The sequence below is a fragment of the Actinoplanes sp. NPDC049548 genome, from assembly GCF_040676695.1.
In the GTDB taxonomy this organism is placed as follows: domain Bacteria; phylum Actinomycetota; class Actinomycetes; order Mycobacteriales; family Micromonosporaceae; genus Actinoplanes.
On sequence record NZ_JBFAPM010000017.1, the window covers coordinates 152110 to 177387 of the forward strand.

24 protein-coding genes and 1 pseudogene are annotated in these 25278 nt (G+C 72.5%); 14 read left to right on the forward strand and 11 right to left on the reverse strand.

Annotated elements, in window-relative coordinates; translation table 11 throughout:
• Positions 1–33: 33 nt before the first annotated feature.
• Together AB0J80_RS28535 and AB0J80_RS28540 are read left to right on the forward strand one after the other, a co-directional pair.
• Positions 34–1437, forward strand: coding sequence for an SGNH/GDSL hydrolase family protein (locus AB0J80_RS28535; protein ID WP_364710846.1), 1404 nt, complete (start codon positions 34–36; stop codon positions 1435–1437).
• 47 nt (positions 1438–1484) lie between these two features.
• The gene (locus AB0J80_RS28540; RefSeq protein WP_364710847.1) at positions 1485–2759 is read left to right on the forward strand and encodes an ArgE/DapE family deacylase; all 1275 of its coding nucleotides are present in this window, start codon (positions 1485–1487) and stop codon (positions 2757–2759) included.
• Positions 2760–2775: 16 nt separating this feature from the next.
• Here the strand turns inward: AB0J80_RS28540 and AB0J80_RS28545 are convergent, their stop codons facing one another.
• Entirely contained in the window at positions 2776–3021 is a 246-nt protein-coding gene (locus tag AB0J80_RS28545) for a hypothetical protein (RefSeq protein WP_364710850.1), read from the reverse strand.
• A gap of 154 nt (positions 3022–3175) precedes the next feature.
• On the opposite strand from AB0J80_RS28545, the gene AB0J80_RS28550 reads away from it, so the two are divergent.
• Positions 3176–4507, forward strand: a complete 1332-nt coding sequence (locus AB0J80_RS28550; protein WP_364710852.1) for an MFS transporter — start codon at positions 3176–3178, stop codon at positions 4505–4507.
• Between the two features lie 6 nt (positions 4508–4513).
• Positions 4514–6763, forward strand: a complete 2250-nt coding sequence (locus AB0J80_RS28555; protein WP_364710855.1) for a glycoside hydrolase family 3 C-terminal domain-containing protein — start codon at positions 4514–4516, stop codon at positions 6761–6763.
• On the opposite strand, the gene AB0J80_RS28560 is transcribed toward AB0J80_RS28555, so the two are convergent.
• On the reverse strand, positions 6753–7655 hold the full coding sequence (locus AB0J80_RS28560) for an alpha/beta hydrolase fold domain-containing protein (RefSeq protein WP_364710857.1): 903 nt from the start codon (positions 7653–7655) through the stop codon (positions 6753–6755). The two genes, AB0J80_RS28555 and AB0J80_RS28560, sit on opposite strands and share 11 nt — an antisense overlap.
• Before the next feature lie 135 nt (positions 7656–7790).
• Between AB0J80_RS28560 and AB0J80_RS28565 the strand changes: the two are divergent.
• Together AB0J80_RS28565 and AB0J80_RS28570 are read left to right on the forward strand one after the other, a co-directional pair.
• Positions 7791–8986, forward strand: a pseudogene (locus tag AB0J80_RS28565) (globin domain-containing protein).
• A gap of 54 nt (positions 8987–9040) precedes the next feature.
• The gene (locus AB0J80_RS28570) at positions 9041–10330 is read left to right on the forward strand and encodes a GAF domain-containing protein (protein ID WP_364710860.1); all 1290 of its coding nucleotides are present in this window, start codon (positions 9041–9043) and stop codon (positions 10328–10330) included.
• A 9-nt stretch (positions 10331–10339) separates the two neighbouring features.
• On the opposite strand, the gene AB0J80_RS28575 is transcribed toward AB0J80_RS28570, so the two are convergent.
• The 4 genes from AB0J80_RS28575 to AB0J80_RS28590 form a co-directional block, all read right to left on the reverse strand.
• Complete coding sequence (locus AB0J80_RS28575) at positions 10340–10705, reverse strand: hypothetical protein (RefSeq protein WP_364710862.1); 366 nt, start codon at positions 10703–10705, stop codon at positions 10340–10342.
• Positions 10706–10794: 89 nt separating this feature from the next.
• Positions 10795–11391, reverse strand: a complete 597-nt coding sequence (locus tag AB0J80_RS28580; RefSeq protein WP_364710864.1) for a maleylpyruvate isomerase family mycothiol-dependent enzyme — start codon at positions 11389–11391, stop codon at positions 10795–10797.
• On the reverse strand, positions 11388–11828 hold the full coding sequence (locus AB0J80_RS28585) for an SRPBCC domain-containing protein (protein WP_364710866.1): 441 nt from the start codon (positions 11826–11828) through the stop codon (positions 11388–11390). Before AB0J80_RS28585 ends, AB0J80_RS28580 begins: the two co-directional genes overlap by 4 nt.
• Positions 11825–12172 carry a metalloregulator ArsR/SmtB family transcription factor gene (locus tag AB0J80_RS28590; RefSeq protein WP_364710868.1) on the reverse strand — a complete coding sequence of 116 codons (348 nt, stop codon included), beginning with the start codon at positions 12170–12172 and terminating at the stop codon, positions 11825–11827. The genes AB0J80_RS28585 and AB0J80_RS28590 overlap by 4 nt, the downstream gene beginning before the upstream one ends.
• 136 nt (positions 12173–12308) lie before the next feature.
• On the opposite strand from AB0J80_RS28590, the gene AB0J80_RS28595 reads away from it, so the two are divergent.
• The gene (locus AB0J80_RS28595) at positions 12309–12836 is read left to right on the forward strand and encodes a hypothetical protein (protein ID WP_364710870.1); all 528 of its coding nucleotides are present in this window, start codon (positions 12309–12311) and stop codon (positions 12834–12836) included.
• Between the two features lie 49 nt (positions 12837–12885).
• On the opposite strand, the gene AB0J80_RS28600 is transcribed toward AB0J80_RS28595, so the two are convergent.
• The 4 genes from AB0J80_RS28600 to AB0J80_RS28615 form a co-directional block, all read right to left on the reverse strand.
• Positions 12886–13749: a hypothetical protein gene (locus AB0J80_RS28600; RefSeq protein WP_364710873.1), complete on the reverse strand. Its 864-nt coding sequence runs from the start codon at positions 13747–13749 to the stop codon at positions 12886–12888.
• On the reverse strand, positions 13746–15293 hold the full coding sequence (locus AB0J80_RS28605) for a serine/threonine-protein kinase (protein WP_364710958.1): 1548 nt from the start codon (positions 15291–15293) through the stop codon (positions 13746–13748). Before AB0J80_RS28605 ends, AB0J80_RS28600 begins: the two co-directional genes overlap by 4 nt.
• 214 nt (positions 15294–15507) lie before the next feature.
• Positions 15508–16335 carry an oxidoreductase gene (locus tag AB0J80_RS28610; RefSeq protein WP_364710875.1) on the reverse strand — a complete coding sequence of 276 codons (828 nt, stop codon included), beginning with the start codon at positions 16333–16335 and terminating at the stop codon, positions 15508–15510.
• Positions 16336–16357: 22 nt separating this feature from the next.
• Positions 16358–16930 carry a helix-turn-helix domain-containing protein gene (locus AB0J80_RS28615; protein ID WP_364710877.1) on the reverse strand — a complete coding sequence of 191 codons (573 nt, stop codon included), beginning with the start codon at positions 16928–16930 and terminating at the stop codon, positions 16358–16360.
• A gap of 174 nt (positions 16931–17104) precedes the next feature.
• Between AB0J80_RS28615 and AB0J80_RS28620 the strand changes: the two genes are divergently transcribed.
• The 4 genes from AB0J80_RS28620 to AB0J80_RS28635 are packed head-to-tail and all read left to right on the forward strand — an operon-like array spanning position 17105 to position 23049.
• Complete coding sequence (locus tag AB0J80_RS28620; RefSeq protein ID WP_364710879.1) at positions 17105–18520, forward strand: FAD binding domain-containing protein; 1416 nt, start codon at positions 17105–17107, stop codon at positions 18518–18520.
• Positions 18517–20952 carry a xanthine dehydrogenase molybdopterin binding subunit gene (gene xdhB / locus AB0J80_RS28625; protein ID WP_364710882.1) on the forward strand — a complete coding sequence of 812 codons (2436 nt, stop codon included), beginning with the start codon at positions 18517–18519 and terminating at the stop codon, positions 20950–20952. Before AB0J80_RS28620 ends, xdhB begins: the two co-directional genes overlap by 4 nt.
• Positions 20945–21763, forward strand: a complete 819-nt coding sequence (xdhC, locus tag AB0J80_RS28630) for a xanthine dehydrogenase accessory protein XdhC (RefSeq protein WP_364710885.1) — start codon at positions 20945–20947, stop codon at positions 21761–21763. Before xdhB ends, xdhC begins: the two co-directional genes overlap by 8 nt.
• Positions 21760–23049, forward strand: a complete 1290-nt coding sequence (locus tag AB0J80_RS28635) for a guanine deaminase (RefSeq protein WP_364710887.1) — start codon at positions 21760–21762, stop codon at positions 23047–23049. Before xdhC ends, AB0J80_RS28635 begins: the two co-directional genes overlap by 4 nt.
• Here AB0J80_RS28635 and AB0J80_RS28640 read toward each other — a convergent pair.
• Positions 23036–23263 (reverse strand): hypothetical protein, encoded by a 228-nt coding sequence (locus AB0J80_RS28640; protein ID WP_364710890.1) that lies wholly within the window; start codon positions 23261–23263, stop codon positions 23036–23038. The two genes, AB0J80_RS28635 and AB0J80_RS28640, sit on opposite strands and share 14 nt — an antisense overlap.
• Before the next feature lie 202 nt (positions 23264–23465).
• On the opposite strand from AB0J80_RS28640, the gene AB0J80_RS28645 reads away from it, so the two are divergent.
• The 3 genes from AB0J80_RS28645 to AB0J80_RS28655 are packed head-to-tail and all read left to right on the forward strand — an operon-like array spanning position 23466 to position 25263.
• Entirely contained in the window at positions 23466–24074 is a 609-nt protein-coding gene (locus AB0J80_RS28645; protein ID WP_364710892.1) for a hypothetical protein, read from the forward strand.
• Positions 24074–24430: a hypothetical protein gene (locus AB0J80_RS28650; protein WP_364710895.1), complete on the forward strand. Its 357-nt coding sequence runs from the start codon at positions 24074–24076 to the stop codon at positions 24428–24430. Before AB0J80_RS28645 ends, AB0J80_RS28650 begins: the two co-directional genes overlap by 1 nt.
• On the forward strand, positions 24427–25263 hold the full coding sequence (locus tag AB0J80_RS28655) for a hypothetical protein (RefSeq protein WP_364710898.1): 837 nt from the start codon (positions 24427–24429) through the stop codon (positions 25261–25263). Before AB0J80_RS28650 ends, AB0J80_RS28655 begins: the two co-directional genes overlap by 4 nt.
• Positions 25264–25278: the final 15 nt, after the last annotated feature.

A 25278-nucleotide genomic window follows, 5' to 3' on the forward strand; every position in this document is an offset into this window, starting at 1 on the left:
CATCGTGACCTCCACGTCCGCAAAGGAGCCGACATGCGAGTCACACGTCCGAGCCGAGCCGCCGTCGCGGCGTTCACTTGGGTACTGCTGGCGCCGGCGGTCGCCGTGTCGCAGGAACCCGTCGCGGCCGCGACCGGGGCGTCGCACGCCTGGATCGACGGATGGACCGGGTCCGCGCAAGGTGTCTATCCGGTCGGTTACTCCGTCGGTCAGCCCGGGCCGACCGGGCCGGCCGGCCCCGGGAACACGGCGCCGCTGCTGACCGCGGCCTTCCCGGACAACCAGGCCCACAACCAGACGGTACGGATGATCGTCCCGCCCGGCGCCGAGGGCACGAGCTGGCGGGTCCGGGTGACCAACGAGTTCGGCACCCGGCCGGTGACCTTCGGCCGGGCGTCCGTGGGCCTGCAGCGCATCGGCGGGAACCTCGTCCCGGGCACGAACCGGGCGCTCACCTTCTCCGGCCGGCGGTCGGTCACCGTCCCGGCCGGGCGGACGGCCCTGAGCGACCCGGTGTCGGTCAAGGTCACCGACGCCCCGTCCCAGAACCTCGCCGTTAGCCTGTACGTCGCCGGCGACAGCGGGCCGATGACCTGGCACGCGGCCGCGTTCACCACCTCGTACGCGTCCGCCCCGAACGCCGGCGACCACACCGGCGATGTCGCCGAGACGGCGTACCCGCACTCGACCACCTCGTGGTTCTTCGTCTCGGAGGTCCGGGTCCAGCGCTCCGGCGGCGCCACGGTGGTGGCCTTCGGCGACTCCATCACGGACGGCTTCTTCTCCACCATCAACGGCCGGGACCGGTGGCCCGACGTCGTGCAGCGCCGGCTGGACGAGCGCACACCGACCGGCCGCGAGGTCTCCGTCGTCACGGAGGCGATCGGCGGCAACATGGTCACCCGGATCGGGCGCCTGCCCGGCGGCTGCACGCCCTGCGACGGGCCGCCCGCCGTCGACCGGCTGGAGCGCGACGTCCTCGACCGGCCCGGCGTACGGGTCGTCATCCTCCTGGAGGGCATCAACGACCTGGGCGGCGGCGGGGCCACCGCGGAGCAGGTCATCGCCGGCTACCAGGAGATCATCCGCCGGGTGCACGCCCGCGGCATCAAGATCATCGGTGCCACGCTGACGCCCTCCGCGGGCACGGCTTTCGGCCTGTACGGCACCCCGGAGACCGACGCCGAACGGCGGGCGATCAACGACTTCATCCGGACGAGCGGGAGGTTCGACGGGGTCGCCGACTTCGCCGCGGTGACCGAGGACCCGGCCAACCCCGGGCACCTGCTGCCGGCGTACGACACGAACAGCAGCGTCGGCGGGCCGGGCGACCACCTGCACCCGAACCGCGCGGGCTTCCTCGCGATGGGCGGCGCCGTGGACGTCTCGCAGCTGCTGCGCTTCGCGCTCTATCCGGCAGCCAGGCGGGGCGCCTGAACGAAACGGTGATTGTTGCGGTGTCCGGGCGACCGTAGTCTCCGCCCATGCCCGCGAACCTCAGTGATGTCGAAGCGTCCGCGCTGGCCGCCGTGGACGAGGCGGCCGCCTCCCGGATGCTGCTCGAGCTTCTCGAGGTGCCGAGCGTCACGGGCAGCGCCGCGGAGTCCGAGCTGCAGCACGACCTTGCGCGGCGCCTGGAGCGGATGGGCCTCGACGTCGACCTGTGGTCGATGAACCTGCCCGAGCTGCACGCGGACCCCGGCTTCCCCGGCGGCGAGGCCCCACGTACCGAGGCGTGGGGCCTGGTCGGCGGCACCGCGCACCGCGACGACGGGCCGGCCCTGATCCTTCAGGGCCACGTCGACGTCGTCCCGCCCGGCGACCCCGCTCAGTGGCGAGGGGACCCGTTCCGCCCCCGGGTCGACGGCGACGTGGTGCACGCCCGAGGAGCGTGCGACATGAAAGCCGGCGTGGTGGCGATCCTCGCCGCGCTGGCCGCGGTGCGGGCGGCCGGCGTGCGGCTGCGCGGCCGGGTGGCCGCCCACTTCGTCGTCAGCGAGGAGGACGGCGGGCTCGGCGCGTTCGGCACCCTGGCGCGCGGCCACACCGGTGACGCCTGCATCATCCCCGAGCCGACCAGCGGCGCGCTCATGGTGGCGAACGCCGGCGCCCTCACCTTCCGCATCGACGTTCCGGGCAAGGCCACCCACGGCAGCACCCGGTACGCGGGCGTGAGCGCGATCGACGCGTACCTGCCCATCCACCGCGCCCTGGCGCGCCTGGAAGCCCGGCGGAACGCCGACGCCGATCCGCTCATGTCCGAGTACCCCGTGCCGTACCCGCTGTCGGTCGGCACGGTCCGGGCCGGCGACTGGGCCAGCAGCGTGCCGGACCTGCTGGTGGCCGAGGGGCGGCTGGGCGTCCGGCTCGGTGAGGATCCCGCCCTGGCCCGCGCCGACCTGGAGCAGTGCGTGGCTGAAGCCTGCGCGGACGACCCTTGGCTGCGCGCCCACCCTGCCACCGTCACGTGGCCGGGAGGACAGTTCGCCAGCGGACGGCTCCCGGCCGGGCACCCGCTGGCAGCCCTGGTCGGCGCCGCGCACGCGGACGCCACCGGAAGTGCCCGGCCGCTCGAGCGAGGCGCCCCCTACGGCAGCGACCTGCGGCTGTATGCCGGTGCGGGCATCCCGACCCTGCAGTACGGCCCCGGCGATGTACGCCACGCCCACGGCCCTCAGGAGCAGGTCCGCTTCAGCGACGTCATCGCCGTGACGCGGACGCTGGTGCTGGCCACCCTGCGTACCGTCGGGACCGGGTAGCCGAACCAGGCCGGGATCAGAGGGGAATGCCCTGCAGCACCCGGTCGATGAGCCGCAGGGCGGCGGGGCCCCGGTCCTCGCGGTCCGTGTCGGGTGAGCCGGCGGCTTCCGGGGCGCCGTCGAGCGCGAGGATGATCTCGTCGGCGAGACCCACCACGTCGCTGCGGTCGGCGTTCGATGCGAGGTCGTGCAGGGTGCGGGCCAGCCGCAGCATGTCCGCATGCTGCTGCGCGAGCGCCTCCGCTGCTTCGGGACGTGGCATGGGCTTGATGGTAGCCGTTCGGCCGCGCTCCTCATGAGCGTGAAGTCAGATATCGACTGTTTTGGCGCCCCGGCCGGGTGTACCCGGGGAAGGCGCAGTAGACAGCGAAGAGAGAGAAGGTAATCGATTTAGCGATCATCCGCGTGAGGTGGCGATGAGCACTCCGGGTAGCCCGTACGGCGAACTGCCGCCGACCGATGAGGCGGCCGTCGCACTCGACGTCAAGGATCCGCACGAACACCACTGGTTCGCCGAACCCACCGAGCCGGTCACCTGGAAGTACGTGACGGGCCTGGTCTTCGCCCAGTTCGTCTTCTTCGTCGCGCTGCTGGGTCCGGCGATCATCGGGATCGGCGTGAAGGTCCAGCAGATCGTCCCCGACGACCAGAAGACCTCGGCGCTGGGCACCGTGGCCGGCTTCGGCGCGCTGTTCGCCGTGATCGGCAACGTGCTGTTCGGCCGGTTCTCCGACCGCACCACCTCACGCTGGGGCCGGCGCCGCCCGTGGATCGTCGGCGGCACCGTCGTCATGACCCTGGCGTTCCTCGTGATGGCCCTGGGCCAGAACGTCGCCACCGTCACCGCCGGCTGGTGCCTCGCGCAGCTGGGCGCGAACGCGACCCTGGCGCCGTTCATCGCCACCATCTCCGACCAGGTTCCCAAGTTCCAGCGCGGCAGCGTGTCGTCGCTGCTGGGCATCGCGCAGAACGTCGGCATCCTCGGTGGCACCTACGTCGCGCAGCTGTTCCAGCACCACATGGTGATCCTGTTCGTGGTCCCGTCCATCCTGTCGATCGGCGCGATGCTGCTGTTCGCGGTCATCCTGCCGGACCAGCACCTGCGGACCCGGCCGCCCCGGATGGATCTCCACGAGTGGGTCACCACGTTCTGGCTCAGCCCGCGCAAGTATCCCGACTTCGCGCTCGCCTGGTGGTCGCGGTTCCTGATCACGCTGGCCACCTTCATGTTCACCACGTTCCGGCTGTTCTTCCTCCAGGACGAGCTGGGCCTGTCCGAGGACGACGCACCCGCGGCGGTCACCATCGGCGTGCTGGTCTACACGGTCGCCCTGATCGCGTCCGGCTGGGTCGCCGGCAAGATCTCCGACCGTACGGGCCGCCGGAAGTTCCTGGTGGCCGGCTCGACCCTGCTGTTCGGGATCGGCATCGTCGCGCTGGCGCACGTCACCACGGTGACCCAGTTCTACCTGGTCGAGGCGTTGATGGGCGTCGCGTACGGCATCTACGTCGGCGTCGACCTGGCGCTGGTCGTCGACGTGCTGCCCAACCCCGACGACTCCGGCAAGGACCTGGGCGTGTTCAACATGGCCAACGCCCTGCCGCAGACCGTCGCCCCGGTGTTCGGTGCCGCGCTGCTCGCGGTCTCCAGCGTGGACAACCAGAACTACAACCTGCTGCTCTACACCGCAGGCGTGGCGGCGCTGGTCGGCGCCCTGGTCGTCCTGCCGATCAAGAAGGTGCGGTGACCCGCCATGCTGGACGTCGATCGCCTGCTGATCGAGCTCACCGTCGCCGAGAAGGCCGCGCTGACCAGCGGCTCCTCGTTCTGGTACACCGCGCCCGTCGAGCGCCTGGGCATTCCGCGGATCATGGTGTCCGACGGCCCGCACGGGCTGCGCGCCCAGCCGGGGGAGGGCGACCACCTCGGCCTGGGCGGATCCGTGCCGGCGACCTGCTTCCCCACCGCCTCGGCCGTCGCGAGCGCCTGGAACCCGGAGCTGCTGCGCCGCATCGGCCGGGCGCTGGCCCAGGAGGCCCGCGCCTGCCACCTGTCGGTGATCCTCGGCCCCGGCATCAACATGAAGCGGTCGCCGCTGTGCGGGCGCAACTTCGAGTACTTCTCCGAGGACCCGTACCTGGCCGGTGAGCTCGCCGTCGGCATCGTCGAGGGCATCCAGTCCGGGGGCGTCGGCACCTCGGTGAAGCACTACGCCGCCAACAACCAGGAGACCGACCGGTTGCGGGTGGACGCCCAGGTCGACGAGCGTACGCTGCGCGAGATCTACCTGCCCGCCTTCGAACGCGTCGTCACGGCCGCCCAGCCGTGGACGGTGATGTGCGCGTACAACAAGGTCAACGGCCGGTCGGCGTCGGAGAACGCGTGGCTGCTCACGACCGTGCTGCGGGAGGAGTTCGGGTTCGAAGGCGTGATCGTCTCCGACTGGGGTGCCGTCTACCACCGTGTCCCGGCGCTGCTGGCCGGGCTGGACCTGGAGATGCCGCCCGCCCTGGGCCGCAGCCCCGAGTCGGTCGTCGCGGCGGTCGAGGCGGGCGAGGTGCCCGCCGACGTGCTCGACGCGCGGGTCCGCAAGGTGCTGGAGCTGGTCGCCAAGGGCATGCCCGTCCTCGAGCTCGACGAGTCGTTCGACGCGGAAGCCCACCACGCGCTGGCCCGCGAGGCGGCCGCCGAGTCGATCGTGCTGCTGAAGAACGACGGCGTCCTGCCCCTGGCCGCCGATGCCCGGATCGCGGTGATCGGCGAGTTCGCCCGCACCCCGCGCTTCCAGGGCGCCGGGTCGTCGCAGGTCAACCCGACCCGCGTCGACTCGCTGCTCGACGAGCTGCGCGCCGTCCACGCCGACGTGCCCTTCGCGGCCGGGTACGGCATCGGCGGGACCGCCGACGACGCCGCCCTGCGCGCCGAGGCCGAGCGGGTGGCCGGTGCGGCGGACACCGTCGTCATGGTGATCGGGCTGCCCGCGGCGGACGAGTCCGAGGGCTTCGACCGGACCCACATGAACCTGCCGGCCAACCAGCTCGAGGCGCTGCGAGCGGTGGCCGCCGCCAACCCCGACGTGGTGGTCGTCCTGGTCAACGGCTCGACGGTGCTCCTCGGCGACGTCGTCCCTTACGCCCGGGCGCTGGTGGAGGCCTGGCTCGGCGGTCAGGCCGCCGGCGGCGCGATCGCCGACGTGCTCCGCGGCACCGTCAACCCCTCCGGCCGGCTGGCCGAGAGCATCCCGCATCGCCTCGAGGACAACTCGTCCTACCTCAACTTCCCGGGCGACTCCCACGTGGTGCGCTACGGGGAGGGCCTGTTCATCGGCTACCGGGGCTACGACAAGTGCCACCAGGACGTCGCGTACCCGTTCGGCTTCGGGCTGTCGTACACCAGCTTCGAGATCTCGGATCCGGCCGTGACCATCCACGGTTCCGTCGCCGAGGGAACCTTCGGCGTCACGGTCTCGGTCACCGTCAGCAACACGGGCACCGTCGACGGCGCGGAGGTGGTGCAGGTCTACGTCGGGGACGTCGAGTCGAGCGTGACGCGCCCGGTCCGGGAGCTGAAGGGGTTCGCCAAGGTACGCCTGGCCGCGGGAGCGTCGCAGGAGGTGTCCATCGAGCTGGACCAGCGGGCCTTCGCGTTCTGGTCGGCCCGGCACCGCAGGTGGGTGGTCGAGGCGGGCGACTTCGTCATCGCCGTCGGCCGCCACTCCCGCGATCTGGTGTCGAGGACGGTCACCGTCGAGGCGCCCACCCTCGCCGCTCCGCTCGATCGCGACTCCACTCTGCAGGAGTGGATGAGCGACCCGGCCGGCCGGCGGCTCGTCGAGGAGGAGGTGCGCAACGGCCAGCCGGCCGCGGTGCTGCAGGACGAGCTGATCCAGGTCATCGGGACGATGCCGATGAGTACGCTCGCCAACTTCGGCGGCATGAGCCTCGACCACGACGCCCTCGACCGTGTGACCGAGGCCTGGCGCAAGCAGGCCGTCATCCCCTGATGCGGTCGCTCAGCCAGGAGCCGATGCCGTCGAGCGCCGTCCGGGCCAGTGCCGTGGGGTGACCCGTGAAGCCGTGGGGCACCCCGGGGTAGATCCGGACCTCGACGTCGTTGCCGGCCGCCGCGAGCCGGCCGGCCAGCGCCAGGTTGTCCTCCAGCAGCACGTCGTCGCCGCCGACGACGACCAGCGTCGGCGGAAGCCCGCCGAGGTCTGCGAAGACGGGGGAGATGTCGGGAACCGTGCGGTCCTCCACGTGGCCGGCGTACGCCTGGATGAAGTACTCGTCGGCGATGCGGCGACCCGCCGGAGTCTGTGCGCTGAGGTCATAGGCGCCGAACCGGAGGGCGGCGCCGGTGAAACGATCGGCGGCACCCCGGTCACGCAGCCGCAACAGGGTCGTCAGGGCGAGGTTCGCTCCGGCGGAGCTGCCGCCGATCGCCAGCCGGGGCGTTCCGAAGCGGGCGCCGGCCTCCTCGACGAGCCACAGCGCGACCGCGGCGCAGTCGTCCGGGGCTGCCGGCCACGGGTGCTCGGGCGCCAGCCGGTAGTCGACGCTGACCACGGCGACCTGCAGGGCGTCGGCCAGCCCGCGGTTGCGGACGTCATCTCGCGCCGCGGAGTCCAGATAGAACCCGCCGCCGGGTATGTCCAGGTACACGCCGCGAGGCGGACCGGTCCGGGGGGTGAAGATGCGGATCGGCACCCCCGCTTCCACCGCTTCGACGGCGGGCGGCTCGGCCGCCCGTGGAGCGGGCCTGCCCGCCCGTGCCGCCGTCAGCTCCTCCCGGCTCGCGGGGCCACGACCGGCCACTCTCGACGCGTAGAAGCCGCGAGCCTCGTCGACCTGCTCCCGGGGCAGGTCGACGAAGAGTGCGGGCAGAGCGAAGCGCACGTGCCCTCCTGGTCTCATCGGGACCTTCGGCCCTTCAACCGGCGATTGTGCACCCCTAGCGTCGGGATCCGGCGGGCAGCCCTCGCCGTCGCGTCCGCTTGGAGGAGATTCGTGCTCACACCGTCGTCGGCAGCCATGGTGACCTCGACCCTGCCCGCCGTCCGCCGCCATGGGGAGGCGATCACCGGTGCCTTCTACCGGCGGATGTTCGCCGCCCACCCGGAGCTGCTCGACCTCTTCAACCGGGGCAACCAGGCCACCGGCCGGCAGCGCCAAGCCCTCGCCGGGGCGGTCGTCGGGTACGCCGAGCAGCTCGTGAACCCGTCCGGCGCGGCTTGGGCGCCCCTCTTCGAGCGGATCGCGCACAAGCACGCCTCGCTCGGGATCACCCCGGCGCAGTATCCGATGGTCGGCCGGCATCTGCTGGCAGCCGTGGCCGAGGTCCTCGGCGACGCCGTCACACCGGAGGTGGCCCAGGCCTGGGACGAGGTCTACTGGTTGTTCGCCTGCGAGCTCGTCGCCCGCGAGGCACGGCTCTACCAGCGGGCCGGCGTCACGGATCCGGCCGAGGTGTGGCGCGCCTGGCGGGTGGCGGACCGGATCCAGGAGACCGACGACGTCGTCTCCCTGGTCCTCACCCCCGCCGACGGGCGGGCCGCCGGTTCGTTCGTGCCGGGCCAGTACGTCTCCCTCGCGGTGGAGCTCGGCGGCGGCCGCGGCCGGCAGATCCGCCAGTACAGCCTCTCCGGAGCGCCGGGCGCCGCCGCCTGGCAGGTCACCGTCAAACGGGTACGCGCCACCCCGGGCAGCCCCGCCGGCGTGGTGTCGACCTTCGTGCACGAGCACGTCGGCATCGGCGCCGAGGTGCGGCTGAGCGCGCCGTTCGGCGACGTGAGCAGCGTCCACGGGAGCGGCCCGCTGCTCCTGGTCAGCGCCGGGATCGGGGTGACGCCGGCGATGTCGGCCCTGGAACACCTCGCCGAACACGACGCCGGCCGGCCGGTGGTGCTGGTGCACGCCGACCGGGCGGGCTCCACCCACGCGTTGCGCCGTCACCTGCCGCGGCTCCGGCGGGCTCTGCCGACCCTGCGGACCGAGCTCTGCTCTGGTACGAGCACGCCTCGGGTGACCAGGCGGCCGGCGACGACCGGGTCCGGGTGAACACCGGGCGCGTCGACATCGACCGGATCCCCGTACCGTCCGGCGCGCACGTCCACCTGTGCGGGCCGGTGCCGTTCATGAACCACGTCCGCAGTGGCCTGCTGCGCCGCGGTGTGCCGGGTGACCGGATCGCCTACGAGGTGTTCGGCCCGGAGATGGTACGCGCCTGACCGGGGCGTACCGTGGCTCGTGCGGTCAGGTGCCCGGCCGCGTAGGGTGCGGGCGTGCAGATCTCTCCAGCCTCCGAGCGTGGCCTGTCGACGCCTCCCAGCCGGCAAGGACCGGAGGAGGACCTGCGCGCGTTGTTCGGGCAGTCCACCGCCGTCTTCGCGTCCCTGGCCGGGCCGGAGCACCTGCTGGAGACGGCGAACCCGGCGTTCCTCGCCACCATCGGCGAGGACCGGGCGCGCACCGGGGTCGCGCTCGCCGAGCTGATGCCCGAGCTGGCCGGGCAGGGCTTCATCGCGCTGCTGGACGACGTCTACCGGACGGGCGAGCCGTACACCGGCCGCGACGTCCGGGTCGTGCTGGGCACCGGCCCGGACGCGAGGGAGGCCTTCTTCGACTTCACGTACGAGCCGCGCCGCGACGCCGGCGGCGACGTGACCGGGATCCGGGTGCTCGGCGTGGAGACCACCCAGGTCAAGCACGCCCAGCGGCTGATGGCCGAGCACCGCGCCCTGCTGGAGCAGATCGCCCGCCAGGCGCCGCTCGCCGAGGTGCTCGACGGGATGGCGCGCTGCATCGAGAACCTGGCACCCCAGGAGGTGCTCGTCTCGGTGCTGCTCGCCGATCCCGACGGCCTGCACCTGCGCCACGGGGCCGCGCCGAGCCTGCCGAGCTTCTACAACGAGGCCATCGACGGTATCGCCACCGGTGAGGGGGTCGGCTCCTGCGGCACCGCCGCCCACCGGCGCGAACCGGTCGTCGTCACCGACATCGCGACCGACCCGTTCTGGGCCGACTTCCGGGACCTGGCCGGGCGGGCCGGGCTGGCCGCCTGCTGGTCCACGCCGATCCTGGCCCGCGACGGCGGCCTGCTGGGCACCTTCGCCATGTATCACCGCACGCCGCGGGTGCCGCAGGACGCCGACCTCGCGCTCGCCCGGGTCTTCACCGGCACCGCGGGGCTGGCCATCGAACGCCACCACAGTGAGCAGGCGCGACGGGCGGCCGAGGCACGCGCCAAGTCCGCCCATGACGAGCTGGAGAAGCTGGTGCGCGTCGAACGGGAGCTGCGGGCCGAGGCGGAGCAGCGCGCGACCGCCGCCGCGGAGCTGGCCGCGAAGATGCGCGCCGCCGCCGCCGCGCAGGCCGCCGCGCCGCACCCCGAGCGCTGCCAGCTCGGCGGCACCCTGGGCTGTCCGGAACCGGCCGAGATCAAGGTCGCGGACTCGTGGGGCGATGCGGCATGGGGCTGCCCGGCGCACGTCGAGGAGGCCATCCTCAACGTGCGCTCGGTCTTCATCGCCAGCGAGGAGCTCGGTGGTCTGGCCGCGTACCTGAACCGCTGAGCCGGCGTCTCAGCTGCAGGCCTCGTTGACCTTCACGCTCGCGGTGGTGAACGCCGAGGCGTCCGGGATCTGACCGTTGCCGGCGGTGAGCGTCTTGCCGAACTCCTCCATGACGGTCGCCAGGGCGTCGGCGTTGTTCTGCACGTCGCCGCCGGCCTTCTTGCCCTCCGCGCGGACCTTGGCCGCGCCGTCGGCGTACGTCTTGGCGAGCCCTTGCGGGTCGGAGATCTGCTGCATGCCCTTGGTGGTGATGCTCGTGAGCTCGGCCTTGATGGCGTCGCAGGCGGCCTTGTCGTCGCTTCCGCCGCCGCAGCCCGCCGTGGCGGTCACTGCGGCGAGCATGGCGGCGCCGAGAGCGACCCTGAGTGTACGCATGGTGCCTCCCCGTGATCTTGATCGATGTTCGAGGAGGCACCGTAGCAGCGGTGCGCGACTGCCGCCGTCCCGAGCGCCCTGCGACCGGATCAGCGGCGGGGCAGGGCTCGGCCGTCGGGCAGTGTCCGGCCGCTCAGCAGGGCGACCAGCGAGCCGCTGCCGGCGCGAAGGGGCCGGCCGCTTCCCCAGCTCCAGGCGGTGTCCTCGGCCTCGAGCCGGACATCGGTCAGGTCGACCCCGAACCAGGCGCCGTTCGCGGCGGTGAGCTGGTCGAGGATCGCGATGACCGCCTCCGCCGGCGCCGCCGCGGGCCGGTCGAGCGCGACCGTCACGTCCAATGAGTGGATGACGGCGTGGCTCAGCGCGCCGGCCGCACCGCCGCCCGGCGGCTGCCACGCGTGCAGCGCGGGGGAGCGGAGCTGGTCGAGAAGGTCGGCGACCGGCAGCGAGGCGTCGCGCGCGGCCACGGTGTCGGAGAGGACGGCGAAGTCGCCGCCGGCCGCTGCCATCTCGGCGCCGAACTGCTCGGGGGTCAGCCGTGCCGGCATCGTCATGTGGGCGACGACGTGGCGCACCAGCCACTTGTCGCACAGCGACGGGGCGTCCCACGTCTCGGCGCCCGCGCTGGCGAGCAGGTCGGCGAGCCGGTTGCAGGTCGGCGCCACCCAGGACTGCAGGTCGGTCATTCTCGGTCTCCTTGCGTGAGCTGAGCGAGGTGTTCCTCGAGCTTGTCGAGGGAGGTGAGGAAGCCGGCGCGGGCCTCGGGCGTCCGCATCGCCTCGGGCACGTGCCGCTGCCGGATGACGACGGCGGTGCTGCCGTCGCCGAGGTCGTCGAGGGTGCTGGTGGTGTGCATCCCGCTCGCCGGCTCGACCCAGGCGAGCCGCTCGGGGGGAACGACCTCGGTGAACGTGGCGACCATCCGGTGGCTGCCGTGCCCGCCGACCATCAACGTCTCGAAGCGGCCGCCGGGCCGGAGCTCGACGACGATGCCGTCGACCGGGGTGACCATGCCCCGGGGGCCCCAGAACTGTGCGAGCTCGGCGGGCTCGGTGAGGCAGCGCCAGACCAGCTCGCGGGACGCGCGGAAGACCCGGCGGTAGACGAGCTCGTCGCCGCTCATCGCCCCGCCTCGTCCTGCAGGCGGGCGAGGTGCGTCTCCAGCCGGTCCATGCGCTCGGACCACGTACGCCGGCTCTGCTCGATCCAGGAGCCGGCGACCTCCAGGGCCGCGGGCTCGAGCCGGCAGGGCCGGGTCTGCCGGTGCCGGCCGCGGCTGACCAGGCCGGAGCGTTCGAGCACCTGGATGTGCTGGGAGACGGCCTGCATCGTCATGGCGTACCGCTCCGCCAGCTCCTTGACGGTCGCCTCGCCGGTGCTGAGCCGGGCCACGATGTCGCGCCTGGTGCGATCGCTGAGCGCCGTGAACAGAGCGTCGAGCCGCTGGTCCTCGAGGGTGGTTCCCATGGCCTTACTAAAGCATCTGCTTTATCAAGCGTCAACTGGAGAAAGGTCTGATCGTGAACGGGGCCGGGTCGCCATCCGTCCCTCTGGCGTGACGTCCGGCCGACCGGGACGGGCGGGTAGCGAAAGGAAGAACGCCATGCCGAACGATCAACCCGCACAGCAGTACTCGTACGGCACGAACACCGACTGGTCCTCGTATTCCGAGAGCCCGGGGCTGAGTCGGCGTTCGTCGGTGTACGCGCCGCGGAGCGGCGGTCAGCCCTTCGGCTCCTCGTCCGGGCACACGAGCGCGCCGCGGACCTACGGCTCCCTCGGGGAGGCGTTCTCGGCGCCGTATCCCCGGCCGCCGAAGGACAGAACCTTCGACGGCATGATGGAGACCTACGGGCAGCTGCGGGAGAGCAAGCAGCGGCACAGCGCGCTGGTCGCCGAGGCCGCGGCGAAGACGAAGATCCCGATGAACCGGGAGGCCACGGAGAAATACGCCGCCGCGCACGCGCACCGGGTACGCGACAGCCGGGCGGCGGCCGCGGCCCGGATCGAGACGACCAGGGGCAGGGGCGTCGCGAATCCGTACCGGGCCGATCCCACGAAACTCGGTCCCGACGTGATCCCGCCGTGGGTCCGGGCGCAGGGCAAGGCGAAGGGCCCCGGCCTCAAATAGCGGCATGTTCACGCGCGGGCGTCAGCCGAGGTGGCGCCCGCGCCGGACCTCAGCGGCGACGGCTTCGACGCCGGAAGGCGAGCAGGGCGAGGCCGGCCACAGCCAGCACAGCAGCGCCCGTCACCGCGGCCACCGTGACGCGGATGTCCCGTGTGGCCGGTGACGACCGGCCGGTCTGCGCCTGCGCCTGCGCCGATGCCGACGCGGAGGCGCAGGTGACCGGCGGTTGCCAGGTCACCGTACGGGCCCAGCCGGCGCCGCCGACGAGGGTGACGTCCACGGCGAGACCGTCGCGCCCCGGGAACCGGGCGATGGACTCCCGGCCGCGCGTCAGGGTGAGCACCTGGCGCGCCCTGGTGACGCTCGACCGCAGCTCCGCGGCCGTGATGTCGGAGTCGATCGGAGTGGTGATCGCGATGAGCAGCTCGGTGCAGGTGGACTTCGCCAGCGGCAGGAGCCCCGCGGGCCGGTCGGCGGGTACGGGCACCTCAGGGCGTACCGTGCACGGCTCCGGCCGTTCGACGTAGTCGGAAAGCCGGTTGATGTCGTACGTCGCCTCCGGCTCCTCCCAGCGCAGTGTCACGCTGATCCGGGCCGCGTCCTGGTCGGCGCTCACCACCAGCTCGTCGAAGATGTGCCCGCTTCCCCGGGCGGGGGCGAAGCCGTCCGTGAACCCGGGCAGCTCGGCCCCGTCGGCGTCTCGTCCGTCCGCCGCCACCCTGGCCTCCACGATCCTGGCCTCTTCGGTGGTCTTGTTGTCGATGGTCCACCGGACCATCCAGCGGCCGCTGCCGTCGGTGCACGTGGTCTCGCCGTGGACCTCGAAGGACTCCTTGTCCCGCGGCCGGGCCGACGCCGCCGTGCCGGTGCCGAGGACCGCCAGGACCACGACGGCGAGCGCGGCGAACCTCATCGCAAGGGCCCCTGGTCCACGAAGCGGAAGGTGGTGGTGATCGGGCCGCTGCCGACCGGCTGCACGTAGAGCTCCTTGCGGACGGTGCTCCACTGCAGCTCGCCGCGGCCCTGACTGCTGATCAGGAACGTGGGTCCGCCGTCACTGTGTCCCGTGGGGACGAGGGTGAACAGGGTGGCGGGACCGGGCGTGCAGTCCTTCACGCTCACCGCCGACGTGCCGAGCACCGGCTCCTCGACGTGCAGGCATTCACGACCGGGCGCGGCGGCCGGTCCCACCGCCCGGACGAGATGATCGTTCCCGTACGGCACCAGCGCGAACATCTCCTCCGGCGTACCGGTGATCTCCAGGCCCTCCTTCCCGGCGGGCGCCGCGGCGCGCGGCGCACCCGAGCCGGCGGTGAGCTCCCGGTCGACCTCGACGAGATGGACGACCGTGCGCCGCTCGCCGCTGAAGATGCCGGTGGCCAGGCCCGGCTTCTTCGGCGCCACCGGGCTCTCCGTGAGGCTCGTCGGGCGGGGCGAGTCCGTGCGGCCACGGAAGTTCTGCTGCACAGTGAGCCCGGCGGCGACGGCGACGGCGACCACCGTGGCCGACACGAGCGCCATCCGGGTCCGGCCGGCCGGTCGGCGGCCCTTCGGCGCGTCGGTGGACTGCCCCTGCCACGGGACGTCGCCCGACTCGCGCCACGGCGCCTCCTCGGCCGTCTGGCGCGACGGTGGCATCCGGCCGGAGAGCAGCATCGACAACAGCTCGTGCGCGTCCGGGCGGGCGGCCGGGTCCTTGGCCAGCGTCAGCGCGACGATGCTGCGCAGCGGCTCGGCCAGACTGCCGAGCTGCGGCGGCTGGGTGAGAATGCGGGCGGCCGTCGCGGGTGCCGAGTCCGCCGCGAACGGGGTACGGCCGGTGCCCGCGTACGTCACCAGGGCACCCCACGCGAAGATGTCCATCGCCGGGGTGACCTGGTGACTCGCGTCGTCCTCGAAGCGCTCCGGAGCCATGTAGGCGACCGTCCCGACCATGTGGTTGGTACGGGTGTGCCGGCTCGTCATCTCGAACGGCCGGGCGATCCCGAAGTCGATGACCTTGGGACCGCCGCGGGCGAGCAGCACGTTCTCCGGCTTGAGATCCCGGTGCACGACGCCGGCGCTGTGGATGGCGGTCAGCGCGGTGGCGATCCCGACCGCGACGCTGTGCAGGGCGGCCGGGGGCAGCGGGCCCTCCCGCCGCAGAACGTACGCCAGGGACGGCCCGTCGACGAACTCGACGACCAGGTACGGCGGATCGTGGTCCGGGTCGGCGTCGAGCACCTCCGCCGTCGAGAAGGACGGCACCTGCCGCGCCCGGCTGACCTCGCTGCGGAACCTGTTCCGGACCTCCTCGTCCGCCAGGAACTCCCGCCGGACCACCTTGACGGCGACCTCCCGGCCGTCGCGGTCGAGGCCCAGGAAGACGGTGCCCATGCCGCCCTCGCCGAGCCGCTCGACCAGCGAGTACCCACCCAGCGAGCGTGGGTCACCCGGTCGCAGGGCCGGCTCTAGCAGTGGTCGGCCAGACTGATCAGCCGGCCGGAGCTCTCCGGCGTGACCCCGGACGGGTCGGGACGATGCAGTCGCATGGTCCGGACCGTACAGCCATCGGTGGCCGCCGGAGCCGGTCGACGCCGGTGGATGTCCCCCCGGCTGTCACACCTGCCCGAAGGTCTCGTGCGAGGCCGCGGCGCAGCCGTCGTCGGGGACGGTTCCCGTCGCCTGGGCGTCAGGCGACCCGGAACTGGGTGCGCAGGACGAGGTCCCACACCCGGGTGCCGAGCAGCCGGCGGGCGTGCACCAGGAGCTTCGCCGCCGGGGTGACGACGTACCGGGGGCGGGGGCGGCGGCTGACGGCGGCGTGCTCGATGACCTTGGCGACGGCGTCGGCCGTCGCGGACATCGTCCGGTTGGCGTAGCCGCGGGCCATGGACTCGTCGACCGCCCGGTTGAGAGCCGCGTACGGGCCGGCGTGCACCGCGGACCCGGCGAGCGTGCCGGCCGCGGTGTCGCCGAAGCCCGTACGGATCAGGCCCGGCTCGATGACGCTCACCTGGACGCCGAACGGAGCCGCCTCGAACCGCAGCGCGTCGCTGATGGCCTCCACCGCGTACTTGGAGGCGTGGTAGTAGCCGCCGCCCGGGAACACCAGGCGGCCACCCATGGAGCCGACGTTGATGATGCGCCCCGACCCGCCGGCGCGCATGCGGGGCAGCACCAGCTGGGTGAGCCGGGCGAGGCCGAACACGTTGGTCTCGAACTGCCGGCGTACCCGGTCGAGGTCGGCCTCCTCGATGGCGCCGTACTCGCCGTAGCCGGCGTTGTTGACCAGCACGTCGATCGCGCCGTGGCGGTCCTCGACCAGGGTCACGGCCTCGGTCATGGACCTCTCGTCGGTGACGTCGAGGGCCAGGGTGTGGCAGCCGGCCGCGGCGAGGTCGGCGATCGCGTCGAGGCGGCGGGCGGTGGCGTAGACGGTGTGGCCGCCGCGCACCAGGCGCAGCGCGGTGGCGCGGCCGATGCCGGACGAGCAGCCGGTGATCAGGACGACGGACATGACGAAGCCTCCAGGTGGTGGTTCAGCGAGGGGTGAGACCGGCGGTGAGCAGCGCTATGCCGTCACGGAGCCGCCGGTGCGGCAGGTCGGGGCGGGTGGGGTCGGCCTCGAGGCCGCGGGTCAGCGCCAGCAGCAGCTCGGCCGTCTCGCCGGCGTCGCCGCCGACGGGGGAGAGGTCCAGCTCGCCGGCGTCGGCCGCGGTGGTGAGGACCTCGGTGAGCAGGTCGTGCATGGCGCCGGTGAAGGCGGCGTCGGCGGCGAGGCGCGTGTTGGTGGCCAGCAGTTCCGCGGCGTGCGGGCTGTCGGCCCAGATCTTGAGCGTCAGCTCGAGCTTGACCGTGCAGATCGCCGTGAGCCGCGTCGCCGGCGCTCCGGGGGTGGCGGCCGCGTCCCGGGCGGCGGTGAGGGCCGTGGTGAACATGCGGTCGGCGAGGCGGCGGAACGCGTCGTCCTTGTTGCGCACGTACTGGTAGACCGCCGGCCGGGACATCCCCGCGGCGACCGCGATGTCGTCCATCGTGGTGCGGCGCAGCCCGTGCTTGGCGAAGCAGGCGTACGCGGCGTCCAGGATCCGCTCGACTCGCTCATCTGACATGCTGACAATCATTGCACAGAATGTCAGAACGTCCAGGGTGGCGTGCGCCACGCCGGTTCGCGGTAAAGTCGTCACCGGCTCGGGCGGTTGTTCGCATGGATAACCAACCGCCCCTGCGTCGCCGTCAACCATGTGGAAACAGGTATGGCTGAGGACGGCTGACGGGAGCTCGACATGGGCGCTGCCGGAGTTCGGGTCAACGGGCGGGACGTCGTGTTCGGCGAGGTCGCACCCCACACCACGGTGCTCGAATGGCTGCGGGAGCAGGGCCTCACCGGGTGCAAGGAGGGCTGCGCCGAGGGCGAGTGCGGCGCCTGCGCCGTCCTGGTCGCCCGGCCCGGGACCGACTCCGGCACCGAATGGGTCGCGGTCAACGCCTGCCTGATGCCCGTGCTCGGCCTGGACGGCCAGGAGATCGTGACGGCCGAGGGGCTGGGCAGCCCCGAGCGGCTGCATCCGGTCCAGTACGAGATGGCGGTCCGGGGCGGCTCCCAATGCGGGTACTGCACGCCGGGCTTCGTCTGCAGCATGGCCGCCGAGTTCTACCGCCCCGGCCGGGAGGCGGGCCCCGACGGGTTCGACCTGCACGCCCTCAGCGGCAACCTGTGCCGGTGCACCGGATACCGGCCCATCCGCGACGCTGCCCACGCGCTCGGGCCGCCGTCGCCCGACGACCCCCTCGCCCGGCGCCGGGACGCGCCCGCGGCGCCGGCCCGGCCGACCCAGGTCCGTACGGGAGAAGCCGAGTTCCTCCGGCCGGCCACCCTCGCCGACGCGCTCGGGCTGCTGCGGCAGCGGCCGTCCGCGACCGTCGTCGCGGGCTCGACCGACTGGGGTGTCGACGTCAACCTGCGCGGCGCGCGGGCCCGGTGCGTCATCGCGGTCGACCGCGTACCCGAGCTGCGCGACCTGGTGATCGGGAGCGACCACATCGAGATCGGCGCCGGGCTCACCCTCACCGAGATCGAGCGGAGGCTCGCCGGCCGGGTGCCGCTGCTGGCCGAGCTGTTCCCCCAGTTCGCGTCCCGCCTGATCCGCAACAGCGCGACCATCGGCGGCAACCTGGGCACCGGCTCGCCGATCGGCGACACCTCGCCGGCCCTGCTCGCGCTCGACGCCGACGTGACCCTCGCCGACGCCGACGGTGAGCGGCGGGTGCCCCTGGCGGAGTACTTCACCGGCTACCGCAGCAGCGTCCGGCGTACCGATGAACTGATCACCGCGGTCCGGATCCCCCTGCCGTTGGCCCGCCTCGCGGCGTTCCACAAGATCGCGAAGCGGCGCTTCGACGACATCTCCAGCGTCGCCGTCGCGTTCGCCCTGGATGTCGCGGACGGGTCGGTCGTGCGCGCGCGCATCGGCCTCGGCGGGGTGGCGAGCACACCGGTCCGTGCGCGCGACACCGAGTCGGCGCTGGTGGGGCGCCGCTGGTCGGCGGAGACCGCGGAGGCCGCCGCCCGGGTGCTGGCCGCGGAGGGCACGCCGCTGGACGACCACCGCGCCAGCGCGGCATACCGGGCGGCGATGCTCGGGCAGAGCCTGCGCAAGCTGTACGCCGAGAACCCGAGCCCGCAGGAGGTGCCCGGATGAGCGCGCTGTCCGAGCGGCCGGAGAACCCCGCCGTCGGCCGGACCGTTCCGCACGAGAGCGCGACGCTGCACGTGACGGGCGCGGCCCTGTACACCGACGACCTGATCCACCGCACCAAGGACGTGCTCCACGCCCACCCCGTGCAGGTGCCGTTCGCCCACGCCCGGGTGACCGGGATGCGCGTGGCATCGGCGCTGCGGGTGCCGGGTGTCGTCCGCGTCCTCACGGCCGCCGACGTGCCCGGGGTCAACGACGCCGGGGTCAAGCACGACGAGCCGCTGTTCCCGGACGAGGTGATGTTCTTCGGGCACGCCGTCTGCTGGGTGCTCGCCGAGACGTTCGAGGCGGCACGGCTGGGTGCGGAGGCCGTAGAGGTCGACGTGGAGCCGCTGCCGTCCCATGTCAGCCTGCGCGACGCGATCGCCGCCGAGAGCTTCCAGGGCGCCACGCCGCAGATCGTGCGGGGCGACGTCGAGGCCGGGCTGGCCGGCGCCGACCACGTCTTCAGCGGCGAGTTCGAGTTCGCCGGTCAGGAGCACTTCTACCTGGAGACGCACTGCGCGCTGGCCTCCGTGGACGAGGCCGGGCAGATCTTCGTGCAGAGCAGCACCCAGCATCCGACCGAGACGCAGGAGATCGTCGCGCACGTGCTCGGCCGGCCCGCGCACGAGGTGACCGTCCAGTGCCTGCGCATGGGTGGCGGGTTCGGCGGCAAGGAGATGCAGCCGCACGGCTTCGCCGCCATCGCGGCGCTGGGTGCCACGCTCACCGGTCGACCGGTACGGGTACGCCTCACCCGCACGCAGGACCTGACGATGTCGGGCAAGCGCCACGGCTTCCACGTCGACTGGCGGGTGGGCTTCGACGGCTCCGGCCATCTGCGGGCGCTCGACGCGACGCTGACCGCCGACGGGGGCTGGAGCCTCGACCTGTCCGAGCCGGTGCTCGCGCGGGCGCTGTGCCACACCGACAACGCGTACTGGGTGCCACACGCGCGGTTCACGGGCCGGATCGCGCGCACCCACAAGACGTCCAGCACGGCGTTCCGCGGGTTCGGCGGACCGCAGGGCATGCTGGTCATCGAGGACATCCTGGGCCGCTGTGCGCCGCTGCTCGGCCTCGATCCGGCGGAGCTGCGCCGGCGCAACTTCTACAGTGCCGGGCAGTCCACACCATACGGTCAGCCGGTGCGGCATCCGGAGCGGCTGCACCGGGTGTGGGACCAGGTCCTCGACAGTGCCGCGGTCCCCGCCCGGCAGCAGGAGATCGCCGCGTTCAACGCCGCGCATCCGCACACCAAGCGGGGCCTGGCCGTCACCCCGGTCAAGTTCGGGATCTCGTTCAACCTCACCGCGTTCAACCAGGCGGGCGCGCTGGTGCACGTCTACAAGGACGGCTCGGTGCTGATCAACCACGGCGGCACCGAGATGGGCCAGGGTCTGCACACCAAGATGGTGCAGGTCGCCGCCACGACGCTGGGCCTGCCGCTCGAGCGGGTGCGGCTGGCCCCGACGCGTACGGACAAGGTGCCCAACACCTCCGCCACCGCGGCCAGCTCGGGCGCGGACCTCAACGGTGGAGCGATCAAGGACGCCTGCGAGCAGATCCGCGAGCGGCTGGCCCAGGTCGCCGCGACGATGCTGGGGATCAACGCCGCCGACGTCCGCTTCGTCGACGGCGTCGCGCGGGGGATAGGTGCCTCCACCGGCGTTGCCTGGAACGACCTCGTACGCGCCGCGTACTTCCAGCGCGTGCAGCTGTTCGCCGCGGGCTTCTACCGCACCGAGGGGCTGCACTGGGACTCGTCGGTGATGCAGGGCTCGCCGTTCAAGTACTTCGCCTACGGGGCGGCGGCCGCCGAGGTCGAGGTGGATGGCTTCACCGGCGCCTACCGCACGCGGCGGGTGGACATCGTGCACGACGTGGGCGACAGCCTGTCGCCGCTGATCGACATCGGACAGATCGAGGGCGGCTTCGTGCAGGGAGCGGGCTGGCTCACGCTCGAGGATCTGCGCTGGGACACCGGCACCGGGGAGTCGCGCGGGCGGTTGAGCACCCAGGCGGCCAGCACGTACAAGCTGCCCAGCTTCTCCGAGATGCCGGAGGTCTTCAACGTCACGCTGCTGACCGACGCGGCGGAGGAGGGTGTCGTCTACGGTTCCAAGGCGGTCGGCGAGCCCCCGCTCATGCTCGCCTTCTGCGTACGGGAGGCACTGCGCCAGGCGGCGGCGGCGTTCGGGCCGGCCGGCACGAGCGTCGAGCTGGCGTCGCCGGCCACGCCGGAGGCCGTCTTCTGGGCGCTCGAAGAAGCCCGGCGCGGCGCGGGGGAGCGACACACGGCGGAGGCGGACGTCGCCCCGCCTCAACCGGATGCTCAGCGGGCCATGCGGCCGGAGTCGGAGCAGGTCGGCAAGGCGGTGAGCCGTGCCTGAGCGCACCTGGCTGCAGGCCGTCACGCATCTGCGGGCGATCCGCGAGCCGGGTGTCCTGGTGACCCTGGCCGCAGTGCGCGGGCATGCCCCGCGCAAGCCCGGTGCGAAACTCGTCGTGGGCGCGGCCGAGACGTGGGGATCCATCGGCGGGGGCAACGTGGAGGCCGTCGCGATCGACCGGGCCAGGGCGCTGCTGGCCGACGGCGGACCCCCGGAAATGTTCGAGGTGGCGTTGTCGGACAAGGCGCCTTACCAGCACGGCGTCCAATGCTGCGGCGGCGAGGTCACGGTGCTGCTCGAACCGCTGCCCGTGGTGCCCGCGGTGGCCGTCTTCGGCGTCGGCCACGTCGGACTGGAGCTCGCCCGCATCCTCGCCCGCCACGACCTCGAGCTGCACCTGGTGGACACCCGCCCGGACCAGCTCGCCGACGCCCGGCTGGCGGTCCTGTCCGACGCGGTCGCCGCGGTGCACGTGCACCGGCTTGCGGTGATGCCGGAGATCGCCCTGGGTGAGCTGCCCCCGGGCACCCATGTCCTGATCATGACCCATGACCACGCGGAGGACTTCGCCCTCTGCGACGCCGTCCTGCGCGACGGCGAGTTCGCTTCCATCGGGCTGATCGGTTCGGCGGCCAAGTGGGCCCGGTTCCGCAGCCGGCTCGCGGCGCAGGGCCACGACGACGCCGCCCTCGCGCGGATCACCACGCCGATCGGTCTGGCGGACATCCGCGGCAAGGAACCCGCGACGATCGCCCTGAGCGTGGCGGCCGCCCTGCTGCGGACGTTCGCGCGAGAGACGGCCGACGCATGACCCTCTACCGCGCTCAGGTCCTCGACACTCCCGACGACCCGTTCTCCGGCGGCGTGCTGCGCTGCGAAGCCGACGCCGGGCTGCTCGTCGAGGACGGCCTGATCGTCGAGCGTGGATCCTTCGCCGAGGTGCGGCGGCGGCATCCGGCGGCCGAGGTGGTCCAGCTCCCCGACGGTGTCCTGCTTCCCGGGCTGATCGACACCCACGTCCACTTCCCCCAGGTACGGGTGATCGGCGCGCTCGGCATGCCGCTGCTCGAATGGCTGGAACGCTGCGCCCTGCCGGAGGAGTCGAGGCTCGCCGACGTCGGCTACGCCCGCGCGGTCGCCGCCGAGTTCGTCGGGGCCCTGCTCGGGGCGGGCACCACCACGGCACTGGTGTTCGGCTCCCACTTCGCACCGGCGGTGGACGTCCTGTTCGAAGCGGCCGCCGCGAGCGGCCTGCGCATCACCAGCGGCCTGGTGGTCGGCGACCGGATGCTGCGGCCCGACCTGCACACGACCGCGCAGCGCGGCTACGACGAGGGCCGCCTGCTGGCCGAACGCTGGCACGGCGCCGGGCACAGCCGGTACGCGGTGATCCCGCGGTTCGCCCTCTCGTGCAGTGACGACCTGCTCGCCTCCTGCGGGCACCTGCACCGCGATGTGCCGGACAGCTGGTTCACGTCCCACCTCAACGAGAACCTCGACGAGGTCGCCACGGTCCGGCGCCTGTTCGGCGGCGGCACCTACCTCGACTGCTACGACCGGCACGGCCTGCTGGGGCCGCGCAGCGTGCTGGCACACGACGTCCATCCGACGGACGAGGAGCTCAAGCGGATGGCCGAGGCCGGCGTCAGCGTGGCGCACTGCCCGACGAGCAATGCGGCGCTGGGCAGCGGCCTGTTCCCGCTCAACCGCCACCTGGCCTACGGGGTGCGCGTCGCGCTCGGGTGCGACGTCGGCGCGGGTACCGGCTTCTCGCTGTTCAAGGAGGGGCTGCAGGCGTACCTCCTGCAGCGGTTGCGCGGCCCGGACGGCGCCGTTCTGACCGCCGCCCACCTGCTGCATCTCGCCACCGCGGCCGGCGCGCAAGCGCTCGGCCTGCGGGACCAGGTGGGCGACCTCGGCGCCGGCATGCGGTTCGACGCCATCTGGGTACGGCCGCACCACGGCACGCCCCTGCACATCGGCATGCGGCACTCGAGCGGCCCCGACGAGGCCCTCGCCCGGGTGTTCGCGCTGGCCACCTCGCACGACGTGGTGCAGGTCTGGACCGGTGGCGAAGCCGTCGTCACACCCGCTTGAGGAAGGCCGTCAGCTGGAGCACCGAGTGGCCCGTGTTGGCCACGCTGACCAGCTCCCAGCCGTGCTCCTTCAACATCCCGACGGCGGTCATCAGCCCCGACACGACGGTTCCCGGCATGCCCAGGTTCGCGATCACGGCCAGATAGGGGAACGGGTACGGCCGTGGGTCGAACTGGCCGCTGAGGACGGCCATCGCGTCGACCTCGTGGTTCATGGGTCGGGAAGCTGGCTGCATGGGCACAACCTATCGTCGGCGCCGGAAAAGGCGGGGACCACGCCCGCAGCGGCCTTGAGCTATGGTGACGGGCGATCGAGGCCGGGTTCGGGGGAACGAGATGTTGAAGACGCAGCGGAGGATCGCTCCGGACGACCCACGCCTTCCCGACGCGCGCCGGTTCGCCGAGCAGCTTCAGCACATGATCGCGACGACGCCGCGGGACCAGCCCGTCGACGGGCTCGACCGGATTCCCGGCTCGGACGCGAGCGACACGGTGACCTGCTACGTGGACGTCCGCGGCGAGTTCGTCGACCTGAGCCTGCGGTCCGACTGGTGGTACACGCTCGGCCCGTCCGGCATCGCCTCGGCCGTGCTCGACGCGCTCGCGTTCGCCCAGGAGAAGAGCCTGGTCGCGTCGACGCTCCTCGAGCAGTACGGGCGCCGGGCCGGCGTGCGCGACGACAACCCGTACACGTTCCTGCAGGGGCCGGACACGCCGTACCCCGCCGATCCGGAGGCCGAGGTCGCGGAGGCGTACGCGAAGGTCCGGCGCACCGCCTCGATCGTGGACGCCGCCGACCGGATCGGCCGCATGCGCGACAGCGCGCAGCCGCGGGTGATCGCCGGCCCGCGCGACCTGTTCCGGCTGACCATGGCGGGTTTCGACCTGCGGCAGGCGGACGTGAACGAGAACGCGCTGTCCGCTGCGGACGCCGACCAGCTCGCCGAGGACGCCCGCGCCGCGCTGGTGCAGGCCACGCGCGAGAAGGACCCGAGGTACTGGTTCTCCAGAGAGGTCACGGGGTAATGCCGGACGAGTATCCCTATTTCACCGAGGAAGCCATCGAGGTGGCGACCTCGGGCATCCGGGCCGAGGCGACGAAATGGTTCGGCTTCTCCACCCAGATGGGGGAGATCGCCTCGGCGATGGGCGGCATGACGCTGCAGCCCGGGGCCTTCGCGGTCATCGACATCTCCGGCGTCATGACCAGCGTCGACCAGTCCGGCGCCTACTCGACGACGCAGGCCTGGCTGACCAGCCTGTTCCGGGACGCGTCGGGGCAGATGGACATGTTCTGCGAGGCGCTGAAGAAGTGCGCCGACGAGTACGACCGCACGGACGGCCAGAGCGCCAAGTCGTTCGACATGATCGCCAAGTCATGACCGCCACACCACCGGCCACCAGCAGCAGCTACACGCCGGTCGCCATCGAGGCGTTCCAGAAGGCCGTCGAGCTGGTCGAGGAGCTGATCAAGAAGATCCGCGACGAGCTCACCAAGCTCATCAACGGCGTCAACGCCTTCATGCAGGCCGCCGTCGACAAGGTGAACGACAGCATCCTGGGCAGCGTCGTCGAGCTCTTCACCGGCGACATCGAGGAGAACCTCAAGAAGATCAAGTCGCTGACCGAGCAGGTCCGCGACAAGATCTCCGAGATCCTCACCAAGGCCGCCGAGTCGGTGGCCGGCGCGGTGCCGGTCGCATCGCTGTTCTCCCGCGGCTTCGAGATCAACGACCAGGTGACGCGGCCGCTGTCCGGCATGTTCGGCGAGATGACCGGCTCCGGCGAGATCGACTTCTGGCGCGGCCCCGCAAAGAACACGTACGAGAAGCGCGTGCAGGACCAGCAGGACGCCGTCACCAACGCCACCGCCAAGGTCAAGAAACTGGTGGAGTACCTGGGCCAGGCCGGTGCGGGCAACATGGCGTACATGGCCAGCCTCGGCGAGCGGCTGGGCGAGATCTACGGCAGCCTCGTGACCGCCTGCATCGACCTGGCGGAGACCGCATCCGGCGCGCTCACCCAGGCCATCGCCCTGCTCATGCACTTCTCCGAGGTCATCGGCACCGCCGCCGGCCAGATCGTCGGCTACATCTCGCAGCTCGGCGCCCGGATCACCGAGGTGCTCGACCAGATCATGCAGCTGGAAGCGGAGAAGGCCGACCTGACCGGCCTCACGCCGGAGGGCATGTGGCCGTCCCCCGTCTCCGACTGATGCACCCGCGGACCA